Origin of the sequence: Yokenella regensburgei (assembly GCF_051486985.1) — a bacterium.
Lineage (GTDB): Bacteria > Pseudomonadota > Gammaproteobacteria > Enterobacterales > Enterobacteriaceae > CBFFRJ01.
Window position 1 is genome coordinate 1 of record NZ_JAHVDV010000054.1, and the last position, 12,690, is coordinate 12,690.

The 12,690-nt window shown below is 50.8% G+C and carries 12 protein-coding genes and 1 pseudogene; 5 read left to right on the top strand and 8 right to left on the bottom strand.

Features of this window, described 5'->3' with window-relative positions:
* The 3 genes and pseudogenes from KXR87_RS22690 to KXR87_RS22700 form a co-directional block, all read left to right on the top strand.
* Positions 1 to 2,254 (top strand): RHS repeat-associated core domain-containing protein (locus tag KXR87_RS22690; RefSeq protein WP_437434449.1); only part of this gene is annotated, 2,254 nt, incomplete at its 5' end.
* A 143-nt stretch (positions 2,255 to 2,397) separates the two neighbouring features.
* On the top strand, positions 2,398 to 2,853 hold the full coding sequence (locus KXR87_RS22695; protein ID WP_437434450.1) for a hypothetical protein: 456 nt from the start codon (positions 2,398 to 2,400) through the stop codon (positions 2,851 to 2,853).
* A gap of 160 nt (positions 2,854 to 3,013) precedes the next feature.
* A pseudogene (locus tag KXR87_RS22700) lies at positions 3,014 to 3,259 on the top strand (RHS repeat-associated core domain-containing protein); the annotation flags it as partial.
* Between the two features lie 291 nt (positions 3,260 to 3,550).
* Here KXR87_RS22700 and phoH read toward each other — a convergent pair.
* The 4 genes from phoH to efeU form a co-directional block, all read right to left on the bottom strand.
* The gene (phoH, locus tag KXR87_RS22705) at positions 3,551 to 4,339 is read right to left on the bottom strand and encodes a phosphate starvation-inducible protein PhoH (protein WP_437434451.1); all 789 of its coding nucleotides are present in this window, start codon (positions 4,337 to 4,339) and stop codon (positions 3,551 to 3,553) included.
* Positions 4,340 to 4,887: 548 nt separating this feature from the next.
* Positions 4,888 to 6,174, bottom strand: coding sequence for an iron uptake transporter deferrochelatase/peroxidase subunit (gene efeB / locus KXR87_RS22710; RefSeq protein ID WP_437434452.1), 1,287 nt, complete (start codon positions 6,172 to 6,174; stop codon positions 4,888 to 4,890).
* 5 nt (positions 6,175 to 6,179) lie between these two features.
* Positions 6,180 to 7,307: an iron uptake system protein EfeO gene (gene efeO, locus KXR87_RS22715; protein WP_437434453.1), complete on the bottom strand. Its 1,128-nt coding sequence runs from the start codon at positions 7,305 to 7,307 to the stop codon at positions 6,180 to 6,182.
* A gap of 53 nt (positions 7,308 to 7,360) precedes the next feature.
* Complete coding sequence (gene efeU, locus KXR87_RS22720) at positions 7,361 to 8,194, bottom strand: iron uptake transporter permease EfeU (RefSeq protein ID WP_437434454.1); 834 nt, start codon at positions 8,192 to 8,194, stop codon at positions 7,361 to 7,363.
* A 276-nt stretch (positions 8,195 to 8,470) separates the two neighbouring features.
* Here efeU and KXR87_RS22725 point away from each other — a divergent pair, with 276 nt between their 5' ends.
* The gene (locus KXR87_RS22725) at positions 8,471 to 9,655 is read left to right on the top strand and encodes a NupC/NupG family nucleoside CNT transporter (RefSeq protein ID WP_437434455.1); all 1,185 of its coding nucleotides are present in this window, start codon (positions 8,471 to 8,473) and stop codon (positions 9,653 to 9,655) included.
* 35 nt (positions 9,656 to 9,690) lie between these two features.
* Here the strand turns inward: KXR87_RS22725 and KXR87_RS22730 are convergent, their stop codons facing one another.
* The 3 genes from KXR87_RS22730 to KXR87_RS22740 form a co-directional block, all read right to left on the bottom strand.
* Positions 9,691 to 10,119 carry a DUF3574 domain-containing protein gene (locus KXR87_RS22730; RefSeq protein ID WP_437434456.1) on the bottom strand — a complete coding sequence of 143 codons (429 nt, stop codon included), beginning with the start codon at positions 10,117 to 10,119 and terminating at the stop codon, positions 9,691 to 9,693.
* 93 nt (positions 10,120 to 10,212) lie between these two features.
* On the bottom strand, positions 10,213 to 11,250 hold the full coding sequence (locus tag KXR87_RS22735) for a fimbrial protein (RefSeq protein WP_437434457.1): 1,038 nt from the start codon (positions 11,248 to 11,250) through the stop codon (positions 10,213 to 10,215).
* Between the two features lie 27 nt (positions 11,251 to 11,277).
* A complete protein-coding gene (locus tag KXR87_RS22740) occupies positions 11,278 to 11,928 on the bottom strand; it encodes a fimbrial biogenesis chaperone (RefSeq protein ID WP_437434458.1) in 651 nt (216 codons plus the stop codon).
* A gap of 137 nt (positions 11,929 to 12,065) precedes the next feature.
* On the opposite strand from KXR87_RS22740, the gene KXR87_RS22745 reads away from it, so the two are divergent.
* On the top strand, positions 12,066 to 12,302 hold the full coding sequence (locus tag KXR87_RS22745; protein WP_437434459.1) for a hypothetical protein: 237 nt from the start codon (positions 12,066 to 12,068) through the stop codon (positions 12,300 to 12,302).
* Between the two features lie 24 nt (positions 12,303 to 12,326).
* Here the strand turns inward: KXR87_RS22745 and KXR87_RS22750 are convergent.
* The coding region (locus KXR87_RS22750) for a fimbrial protein (RefSeq protein ID WP_437434460.1) at positions 12,327 to 12,690 on the bottom strand (364 nt) is incomplete at its 5' end.

Consider the following 12,690-nt stretch of genomic DNA (forward strand, 5'->3'; position numbering starts at 1 on the left):
TGCCGCAGGCCATAAGACGCAGTATGACTACAACGCGGCGGGCGACCTCACCACCGTGATTCACCCGGACGGCAGCACACAGACCACGGAGTACGACGCCGCCGGACGCCCGGTCAGCACCACGCAGGGCGGGCTGACGCGGCGGATGGAATACGATGCGGCCGGGCGCGTCAGCGGGCTGGTCAACGAGAACGGCAGCCGCACAACCTTCACGTATGATGCGCTGGACAGGCGGGTGCAGGAGACCGGTTTTGACGGCCGGACGCAGCGTTACCACTACAGCGCCACTGGTCAGCTTATCCGCAGCGAGGATGAGGGCCTTGTGACCCGGTGGCACTATGATGCGTCGGACCGGCTCAGCCACCGCACCGTGGCGGGTGAACCGGCAGAGCAGTGGCAGTACAACGACCTGGGCTGGCTGACAGAAATCAGCCACCTCAGTGAAGGCCACCGCGTTGCCGTGCACTACGACTATCATGAAAACGGTCGCCTGTGCCGCGAGCGTCAGACCGTCCATGCCCCGCAGACAGACGCCCTGCTCTGGCAGCACGTCACAAAACACGCCCACCACCACGGGCTGGCGAACCGGACCACCCCGGACCGTCTGCCACCCGTGGAATGGCTCACCTACGGCAGCGGCCATCTGGCCGGGATGAAGCTCGGGGAGACCCCGCTCATCAGCTTTACCCGCGACCACCTGCACCGGGAAACGCAGCGTGAGTTTGGTGCGTATGAGCAGAGCACGCGCTACAGCGCCGGCGGGCAGCTGCTGAGTCACACGTTCAGTGACCCGGTGCTGAACCGGGAATACGGCTATAACGACAACGGTCAGCTGGTGCGCATCAGCCAGGCAAACGCGGACCAGCACTACCAGTATGACGACACGGGGCGGCTCATCAGCGCACAGCACAACGACCTGTTACGGTATTACGCCACCGACCCGGCCGGCAACCGTCTGGCTGACCGGGTCGCATACCCCGCCCTGCCCGCCGTGTGGCCGGACAACCGTATCAGCGGGGATGCGGAAAATTTTTACCATCATGACGACCATGGCAGATTCACCGGGCGGGACGAGCGCCTTATCCGCGACGGCGGCAGCCACTGTCACCGGTATCACTATGACCCCCAGCACCGGCTGGTACAGTACACCCGCAGTCAGCAGGACCACACCCTGACCAGCGCCCGCTACCTGTACGACCCGCTGGGCCGTCGCACCGGCAAAGTGGTGCGGGAAACACCCCGTGACGGCCGCCCTGAGCGGGCCACCCGCGTCTGGTACGGCTGGGACGGCAACCGCCTCACCACCACGCAGACGGACACCACCCGTATGCAGACGGTGTACCTTCCGGGCAGCTTCACACCCCTGCTGCGCATCACAACCACCACGGATGAGCTGAACAAATCCCTGCGCCGCAGCCTGGCCGAAAAGCTGCAGCAGGACGGCGGGGTCACCTTCCCGTCAGAACTGGTCACCCTGCTGGACAGACTTGAAGGCGAACTGCGAAGTGGCCACCTCAGCGAACAGAGTCAGCAGTGGCTGGCACAGTGTGGTCTGATGGCAGAGCGGATGCAGAACCAGCTGGAGCCGGTGCACACCCCGCAGCGCACTCTCCACCTGTACCACTGCGACCACCGCGGCCTGCCGCTGGCGCTCATCAGCCATGACGGAAAAACAGACTGGTCAGCGGAATACGACGCCTGGGGGAATGTGCTCAGTGAAAATAACCCGCACGGTCTGGTGCAGGCTCTGCGCCTGCCGGGCCAGCAGTATGACGAGGAAACCGGCCTGCACTACAACCGACACCGTTATTACGACCCGCATCAGGGACGGTATATCACGCCGGATCCGATTGGACTGGCGGGGGGATGGAATGCGTATGCGTATCCACTGGATCCGGTTATGGGGGTGGATCCGCTGGGGTTATCGGATGAACCGTTATCTCAACCTTCTCCATCTTTTGGTGTCTGGAATGCTTCACAAGCCTTAAATGACAGAGCGGCAAGAGCCTTAACAAAATGGTTAAATGAAACTTTTAATGATAAAGAGGATTGCCCATCATGTGAGCCTCCGGCCGGGGAAAAATTTAATAAGACTACGCATTACGATCACGATCACGATCATGGTAATTGTAAAGCAAGGACTGGCTCACAAATCCACTGGCACTTTCAGACTAATAATCAGGAACCTTATCCATCATGTAAATGTCATCTTCAAAAACATGCATTTGGAGGATGTGGTATAGCAACTCCATGAAAAATAGAGCCTATTGCATATTAGAAATGTTTGAAATCTGATCAATTCAAACATTGAGCTTTTGAAAGAGCAAGTCTAGTCTTGATAAATCAAGAATAGACTAAATTTAAAGATGATATACTTTTAAAACTGGGTATAGATAAATGAAAAATTTGAACTGCAGATGCGAAGGTTCTACAATCAATCTTCATGATAATAAAGTATGGGGTGTGAGGTTCAATTTTGATAGTAGTCAACTTTTAATTCCACCTCATCTTATAGTTGATATCGATTACGAGGTGGGTAGTGAATTCTCAGCCATCGACAATAATATAATATTTTACATTAGCCCCGCCAAGCTGATTTTTAATTTTGTCAGCAGCTTCAATTTCAATATATCTTCTGGCCGAGAGAGCGAAAATAACTATCGTGCAGACTGCCTATATATTTATAGGTTAGAAAAGGAAATAATGAATAAAGAAAGAACTTATTTTAAAATGATCTTCTGCGATGATGTTGGGTATATTGACTTTTATGCAAAAGATTTCTCATTAATTATTAGTAAAGAAAAAAACATAAAATTAAAGGGATGGATCACATCCCAATTCAATCAAGATTAGATTTTTAAATAAAAATTAAATTTATTATCTAAATCTAGAATGTTCCCAATGCTTATTAGGAATATATTCGAAATCAATTTCATCACTCCTAAGAAAAAATAAGCAATGGCTTTGATTGAAATTATAAATTATATGAACTAACAGAGTGGTGGTATAACACCTGCGCCTGCCGGGCCAGCAGTCTGACGAGGAAACCGGCCTGCACTACTACCGCCACCGCTATTACGACCCGCATCAGGAACGGTATATCACGCCGGATCCAATTAGGCTGGCGGGTGGTTTGAATCCGTATAGGTATCCCCTGAATCCTGTGTCAGAAATAGAACCGCTGAGGTTATCGTGTGAACCGTTGTCCTACGCTTCTCCATCTGGTGGTATCCGGAGAGCTTCACAAACTTTAAATGAGAAGCAGCAAGAGCCTTAACAAAAGGATGTAATGAAATTTTCAGTGATAATGAGAAAAGTCCATCATGCAATTCCCCTGCCTACAATTTTCGTCAAAACAAAAAATGCTGAAAAGCTATTTATTCTGGCTCGATATTGCGGATTTGATAATGGATATTCTTTTTCGGCAATAACGCTATCCAGCATACATGAGTTTGAATATATAATAGTTCGCACAGACGACAGCACTGTCGGGATTCATCGATACAAAAAATAAAGCCCGGTTTCCCGGGCTTTATCGTCAGCAAACAGGTTAATCGTATGCTTTGAGCGTTCTCTGGCAGAGCGCGGAGCGGACGCAGTCGTCTTTAGTGAAACGCACCACCCCTACCATTTCATCTTCCTCAAAACGTGCCAGCGCATCGCTCAGGCCAGATTTTACTCCAGCGGGCAGATCACACTGAGTAACATCACCGTTGACAATGACCGTCACGTTCTCCCCGAGGCGCGTTAAAAACATCTTCATTTGCGCAGCGGTCACATTCTGAGCCTCGTCGAGAATAACGACCGCATTTTCAAATGTACGTCCGCGCATATAGGCGAACGGCGCGATTTCTACCTTGCCAATCTCTGGTCGCAGGCAGTATTGCATAAAGGACGCGCCCAGACGTTTAACCAGAATATCGTAAACGGGTCGGAAATAGGGTGCGAACTTCTCTGAGATATCACCGGGCAAGAAGCCGAGATCTTCATCGGCCTGCAGAACCGGTCGGGTCACAATGATCCTGTCCACATCCTTATGAATCAGGGCTTCCGCCGCTTTCGCTGCGCTGATCCATGTTTTACCGCAACCTGCTTCACCGGTTGCGAATATCAGTTGCTTATTCTCAATAGCATTCAGGTAGTGCGCCTGAGCCTCGTTCCGGGCAGCAATCGGGGAATTATCACGGCAGTCCCGTGCCATGCCAATTGCTTCTACGCCACTCATCTGCACAAGCGAGGTGATCGATTCTTCTTCACGCTGTTTATGACTACGTGAATCCCGTCTCAGCACACGTTTCGCTTCACGACGAACTTTGATCACTGCTTTTTGTCTTCCCATGGATAGCACCTTGAGTTGTTGGTTTACATCACACGCGTCGTTACTGACGCGATTATGCGCACAAACGTCTGAGGGTTGGCTTCCTTGTAAGCCTTGGCTTGCCTTTAAAATCGACATAGCAGAACGACAGCCATCATCGCCTGTCATGTCGGTAGAAAGAGGGATTATCACTGCTGAATAAAAATTAGGGGCGAGAAGATCGCTGCCGGAGAATGCCTCCCCGTGCCGGGTTTTACGAGAACTTTTGTCTTTATGTCCAGTACCGGACCTGACCATCCGCGATCTCCATAGTGAAGGCTTTTCACTGACTACCGGGAACTACCGCTCTTGTTTAAGTACACCAGAAGAAATCAAAATTGCAACATTATTTTTACTTAAATATAACGAACTTTAACCTCTCTGCACTGGGTAAAAGTGTCGTTTATCAATATTACAGAAAAATAACAGATACTTTCTCATACGAAAAAAAGATGTTTTGATGGCAGAAAAAGTGCGAGCAGCCGCAACAGATAAGAGATTATCCTGCCCGGATTCGGGCAGGATATTGTTCAGGCTTCGAGCAATGCTTGCCCCAGATAGTGCGACGTGTCCTTCACGCCGGGTAGTGCAAAGAAGAATCCGCCGCCAATCGGCTTGATGTACTCTTCCAGCGCTTCACCATTGAGACGCTGCTGAACGGTCAAAAACCCTTTCTCCAGGTCATGCTGATAACAGACGAACAGCAGTCCCATATCCAGTTGCCCTGAGTTGGTCACACCGAGGGAATAGCTATAACCCCGACGCATCATCAGGCTGGAGCGGCTTTCGGCAGTACGCGGATTGGCCAGACGAATGTGACTGTCGAGGGCAATCACTTCACCATCAGGATCGCTCGCGTAATCAGGTTCATCGTGCTCGTTTTTCCCCCCCAGCGGCGCGCCTGAGTGCTTATCGCGACCAAAGATGGTCTGCTGCTCTTTTAACGGGGTGCGATCCCAGAATTCGACATGGAACTGAATGATGCGCACCGCCTGATAACTCCCGCCCACCGACCAGGCAGGCTCGTCCTGCTCTCCGGTGACCCACACCACGCTATCCATCAGTGCGTTGTTACTGCTGTCCGGGTTAGCCGTACCATCTTTAAAGCCCAGCAAATTAACCGGCGTCTCCTTGCCTTTACTGCGTGCTGCATGGTCAGAGATAAAACCTTCCCGCTTCCAGCGCACACTCAGCAGATCCGGTGTGTGCTTGATGAGGTCGCGCAGTGCATGAATGACCGTATCCTGAGTATTTGCGCAGATCTGCACTAACAGGTCACCGTGACAGAGTGCCGCATCCAGCGAATCATTAGGAAAACGCGCCATTTTTTGCAGCTTCTTCGGCTTCTGAGCGGCAAGTCCAAAGCGCTCATCGAACAGCGACGCCCCCAGCGAAACCGTAATGGTGAGGTTATCCGGCGCGATATAAGGGCCAAGAATACCGGAATCCATTGGCGGAAGGCGCGGATTAGGGGTAGCGGGCGCAGGCCCGCCCTCGGTCAAAAAGGCAATACGCTGAGTTAACAAGCGGAAGAGACGCTCGACATCCGTCTTATCTGCTGCCAGTACATCAAACGCCACCAGCATCATCGACGCCTGTTGAGGTGTGAGGATCCCGGCCTGATGCACGCCGTAAAACGGCTGTTTTTCCATGCGTGCATCGGGGGAAAGTGTGCCGGGCGCACTCTGCGGTTTGGCCGCATGCGCCACAGGACAGCCTCCGGCAAAGGCAAGCGCGCCGCCCAGCGCGCCCATACTTTTTAACAGACGACGTCGTGAAGGTTCACGGACGGCGTCATTGTGTTGTTTTTCAGTCATGATGCTTAATCCAGACCCAGCACACCACGCAGTTGCGCCAGATCTTCAGCCAGCGTGGTAATCGGGCCTTTCAGGGCGTTACGGTCGGCATCGGTCAGCTTATCGTAGGTTTCGAATCCATCGTTGGTGCGGTATTTCTTCAGAATAGCGTCAACTTTACTGAAGTTAGCATCCACTTTTGCCAGCAGTTCGGCGTTGTTTTTCTGCAACTGCGGACGCAGCAGGTCGACAATTTTCTGTGCGCCATCAACGTTCGCCTGGAAGTCCCACAGGTCAGTATGGCTGTAGCGATCTTCTTCACCACTGATTTTGGTCGCCGCCACTTCTTCGATCAGGCCAGCCGCCCCGCCCACCACTTTTGACGGTGGGAAGGCCAGTTCACTGATGCGTTTTTGCAGCTCCAGTACGTCGGTGTAGAGCTTATCAGCATAGGTATCCATACCTTTTACCGCGTTGTCACCAAACAGCGCTTTCTCTAAGCGGTGAAAACCAGTGAATTTCGGGTCAGCGGCTTTCTGCTCGTAGTCATCTTCGCGGGCGTCAATGCTGCCATCAAGATCGGCGAAGAGTTCAGCAATGGGCTCAATACGCTCATAATGTTGACGGGTGGAGGCGTACAGGGATTTGGCTTTTTCGATATCCCCTGCTTTTACCGCGTCGGTAAACGCTTTAGTACCCGTGACAAGGGCCGCTGTTTCGGTGGTTACATAGGCTTTATAGGCCGTAATTGCCTCGCCCAGACCCAAGAGTGCTTCGCTCTTCGCCGCATCCGCCGTCGCGTCACCTTTCACCACCAGTTTGCCTTTCGGGTTAGTGAGCAACCCGCAGGTCATTTCATACTCGCCAGGCTGCAGATTTGCCGTCAGTTTCTGGCTGAAACCGGGGGCAATGTTTTCACGTTCTTCAACCACCATGACCCCTTTAAGGATCTCCCACTCCAGTGCTTTCTGGCTGTGGTTAAGAATGATGAACTGAGTTTTACCTGCGTTTACCGTCAGGTTCATCGGCTCACACTGTTTATCCGTCACGGTGACTTTGACCTGTGGGATGTCCGCCGCCTGGGCGCTGAACGCGCAGGCGATCAACGCTGCAACACTGACCTGTAACGCACTACGACGAAAATGAATTGCCATGACCCTTCCCTTAAATAAGTATGTTGTAACTAAAATTAAACCGGGCACGATGTTCAGCGCGAGGCGCTGGACGGCTGTACACCCGCACGCGACGGCAACATAAACAGCACCAGCGCCGGGATGAGATAAAGGAAATATACAAACACTTCACTGACGCTCGGGGTTTCCTGATAACCGAAAATACCCTCCAGCAGCGTGCCGGTCAGAGAGTGGGTTGTCAGCACATTGCTCAAATCAAACGCCACATCCTGAAAATGGTTCCACAGTCCCGCCTCGTGAAAGGCACGAATCGCACCCGCGGCAAGCCCTGCCGCCACCAGCAAAATGAACAAACTGGTCCATTTGAAAAACGCGCCCAGATTCAGTCTGATGCCACCCCAGTAGAGCAGGAAACCTAATACCACGGCAGTCGCCAGCCCCAGCATGGCGCCAACCGGTGGCCAGAGTCCCACATCCTGTTGAAATGCCGCCAGAAGAAAGAAGACCGATTCCAGCCCTTCACGTGCGACCGCAAAAAACACCATCAGGATCAGCGCCCAGCCGTGGTGATGACTGCGCGCCAGCGCGTTGTCTACCGCCTGCTCAAGCTGCACTTTGACGTTACGCGACACCTTACGCATCCAGAACACCATCCAGGTAAGGATCGCTACCGCAATCCCCGCCACGATCCCCTCAAACAGCTCCTGCTCTTTTTGTGGAAACTCGCCCGTGGTTTCGTTAATGAAGATGCCGAGCGCCAGGCAGAGGGCGGCGGCAAGAAATACACCAATCCACATCACGCCTATCCAGCGGCCACGCTGGGTACGTTTGAGATAACTGGCAATGAGGCTGACGATCAGCGCCGCTTCGAGGCCTTCACGTAACATAATGAGAAATGGCACAAACATGAGAACGCCCCTGCGTCATATAAGGTCAATTACTGAAAAGAAAAGTAAACTTCTTTGATAGTGATTATCATTACGAAAAGCGGAAACTCAAGCGAAAAATGCAGAGAATGATAACTGGATGTAAATGGCTAGCAGGCTAACCATCAGGCCTGATGACGTTATGCAGAAGTGTTTGAAATAGTGAAGTATTTTTGCTTACAAAACTTTAACTTTCTGTTTACTGACTTCTGACAGTGTGGCTAAATAAGCGCCCATTTACCTGCAAACATTCCCGATATGATTAACTTTCTACATTTTCTGCTGGCGCTGGTAGTGATCCTCGCGCTCGCCTGGCTGGTGAGCTTTGATAGACGCGTGCTTCGCCTGCGCTTTATTTTGCAACTGGTGGTCATTGAACTGGCCCTGGCCTGGTTCTTTCTCCATGCCGAGAGCGGCCTGACGCTTGTTAAATATGTTTCCGGCTTTTTCGACGTTCTGCTGAAATTTGCAGGCGAAGGCAGCAACTTCGTCTTTGGTGGAATGGGTGAAAAAGGGCTGGCCTTTATTTTCCTCGGTGTGCTCTGTCCGATTATCTTTATTTCAGCGCTGATTGGCATTTTGCAGCACTGGCGAATTCTGCCCCTGTTCATCCGGGTAATTGGCACCGGGCTTTCAAAACTGAACGGCATGGGCAAACTGGAGTCTTTCAACGCTGTCAGTTCGCTGATCCTCGGTCAGTCGGAAAACTTTATCGCGTATAAAGGCATTCTGGGCGACCTCTCTTCACGCCGTCTGTTTACGATGGCGGCCACCGCGATGTCGACAGTCTCGCTTTCCATTGTGGGCGCGTATATGACCATGCTGGACGCAAAGTATGTGGTGGCGGCGCTGGTGCTGAATATGTTCAGCACGTTTATTATTTTAACCGTCATTAACCCCACACGGGCGGATGCCGAAGCAGAGGTCAAGCTGGAGAAGCTGCACGAGTCGCAGAGTTTTTTTGAGATGCTGGGTGAATACATTCTGGCAGGCTTCAAAGTGGCAATGATTATTCTGGCGATGCTGATTGGCTTTATCGCGCTTATCAGCGCCGTTAACGCCCTCTTCTCTTCGCTGTTCGGCATCAGCTTCCAGCAGATTCTGGGTTATGTTTTCTACCCGCTGGCCTGGCTTATCGGCATTCCTCTGTCTGACGCATTACACGCGGGCAGCATAATGGCGACCAAGCTGGTGGCTAACGAATTTGTGGCAATGATCGAGTTGCAGAAGATTGCCGCCGGGATGACGCCGCGTGGCCTGGGTATTTTGTCGGTGTTCCTGGTGTCGTTTGCTAACTTTGCGTCTATCGGCATTGTGGCGGGGGCAATAAAGGGGCTGAATGAGAAGCAAGGCAACGTGGTCTCTCGCTTTGGTCTGCGCCTGGTCTATGGCGCAACGCTGGTGAGTTTGCTCTCCGCCGCCTTTGCGGGCGTAGTGCTCTAACACTCGCGGCGGGCTTAACACCCGCCGTTTTTATATCAGAACTGCACGCACACCGGCTGGTCAACACGCATTACTGACTCCTGGGCAAAGCGGGATGTATAAATACCCCGTAATGCTTCGATATTCTTTTCGCTTCCGACGTCTTTAGGGTGGATTAGCATCAGCGCTTTGCTCGACTCACGCGCTATTTTGCCGTCATTGCCCAGCCACTGCCCGCGTGCGTCAAACACCGTCAACCCCTCGCGAAAACGCGGCGTGACGTCACCGTCCACAAACTGCTGCCACTCCGCCCCGGTAATCTCCTTTCCCGCCGGGCGATTTAAACCAAAGTAGAGGGTCGTTTGCTGCATCTGGTTGTCTGCTTTACAGGTTTGCTCCGGCGCCGCCTGGCGTTGAGAAGGTGCCACGCACCCGGTTAATGCTGCTGCGATTATTAGTGCAGTGACCCCTGTCTTAATTTTCATCAGGCTATCCTCGTTGTTATAAGAGCAGTGATAAAAACGTAAATAAACTGCTTTATCAACAAAAAGATAAGCAAGACCCGTCATCCCTTATCGTCATTCATATGACATAACAAATTCCAGTGCAGAATTGGCCGTGCCGCCGGTCATTGTTCCAGTGCGTATATAGCGGGCCTTCATGGGAATGACGAAGCTACCACCATTGATTTTATCGTAACCCTGAGTTCCCCCGGTATTCGGTACGGCAATCTTCGTATTGAAGGGTACGGTAGTCACACCGTCATCAAAGAGAACCTGAACACCGACGCCGGTTGCCAGTGAAGCTCCATTTAGCGTCAGGTATTGTGTATTGCCGGAACCTACCAGCGTCACGCCAGCAGCAGGTCGGAAGGTATAATTGACCGAAGCCATCCCAGGATTGCAATTATTAACCTGGAGATTAAAGGAAACCGCTTCGCTGGTTGCGTTCACTGCAGGAAAATCAGTAGCCGCATGTTTACCAAGTTGTACCGGCGGTATATCCGGTGTAGTGCAGGATGCTGCCGTAAACTTTACGGTTCCATTGATATTAAAGGTCCCGACGAATACCCCTGGAGAATTGACATCATTCACCGACCCCTTGACCCAGGGTCCACTCATCACAACATCTCCGGTTGAAATTGGCCCGATAGCATAAAACTGTAGCGTGTACTGATCAGGAGCAGGACCAAATACATTAAGGCCTGGAGCATAGTAAGGTGCGAACCATAAGTTAGGATCATTACCTACATCGTTGTGATAGACACGTGGATCGGTCGGGGCGTAAGGGGTTAATTTCATCCCAATACCTTCGACATCAGTTTTGAAAATGCCAGGATAGATGGTGGGCTGCATGGGGTTAGCATATTGCTGGAAAAAGTATAATGTACTTCCCCCACAACTTATTCCCTCATTGATACGAGAAGTAGAGTTCAGGATGATTGCATCACCAATCGGCGTACCAGGGACATGATCTTTTCCAACAGTAAACTGTTTTTGTGAAAAATTAGCTGTATAAACCGCGGTACTACTTACCGTACACGCTGCCAGGCTAATATGACTATAGCTGATAAGCAACACTGACAAAATTAAATGCAACACCCTGGTAAATTTCATCTTTACTCTCCTGAAAGATGCTCAACATCAATGGTGAAATTGCGCCTCATGGTTATCAAAGCCGCCATTATCATTAATAGTGGTAAAATAAAGTTTCCCTTTTGATGGGGGTATTACTTTGCTCACATGAAATGTTCCGGTGCCTTTCGCCGGGCACATGCCACTTTGTTTAATCGCAATCATTTCGGATGGCGGCGCGAGTTGAATATGACGGACAGAAACAGTGAAGGGTGACGGGTTATAACACTCGACTCTGTCTTTTTTTTCACCCGATATCAATCGCCAGCGGAGTCCAGAAATAGCTTTCCCTGGATTGCCCTGCAAATGAGTTGGGCGGAAAAATATTTTTAACCGGGAACGAACAGGAAACTGTATAAAGTTTTGCGTGCCGGCTATCTTAGCCTTAGGAGGAGGACTAATTTCCAGCACGTTAATCCAGTAAACGGTTTCCTGGTCATGGGGGAGATCACCACCCGTAAACTGAATTCTGAGTGAATTTCCTTTACCTGGATCCAGTCGGAAAACAGGCGGCAACACAATAAAAGGTGCTTTAGTATTATTCTCTTCGCCAGCATCAATCCATGTCTGAATCAAACGTGGCTCAGTGGATTTGTTGCTCACCCCCAGCGTCACTTCTTTTTTGCCTTGTGGGTAAATTATGCGTGTCGCATCAAGCATAATACCGGCCTGAACAGGGGGCATGAGTGTACATAGACTGAACAAAAAACAACTTTTAATCGTAAGTCTCATTATATTTCTTACCCTCAAGAAATATTATCTTTCGACTTACAATGATAAAAAGCGGAGTTGTCACTATGAATAAATTACATCGCGGAAGTTTACATTTAATGACACTCGGTTTGCAACGTAACGCTGATAATAACTCCACCAACGGCTCACAAGGGCAAACTTCTAACACCTTAAGAAACAAAGGCTTTAAACCATTTAACCTCATTCAAGAGATAGATACGTTACAATTCAGGAAAGAATGTTACTTAATTTCACCAGATTATTGCTCCGCTTGCCAGCCGATATTATCCACCACGAAATAATTTTCATGGTGGATATACACCCTTTTATTCATACGCCATCACAAATTCCGCCGCCGAGTTTGCCGTTCCCGCGCTAATGGTGCCGGTGCGCACATAGCGGGCTTTCATGGGGATAGAAAAACTACCGCCCGTCGTTTTGTTATAACCATTCGGGCCGCCCGTATTCGGTGCAACGATTTTTGTATTAAACGGCACGGCGGTGATGCCGTCGTTTTTCAGCAGTTGTACCCCCACGCCGATCGCCGTCGAACTGCTGTCGAGCGTCAGATACTGATTATTACCGGAGCCCTGAAGCGTTATTCCCGAGGCGGGTTTGAAGGTATAGCTGACCGAATTGAGGCCCGGATCGCAGTTGTTGATTTCAAAATTAAACGAGACAGGCGTACTG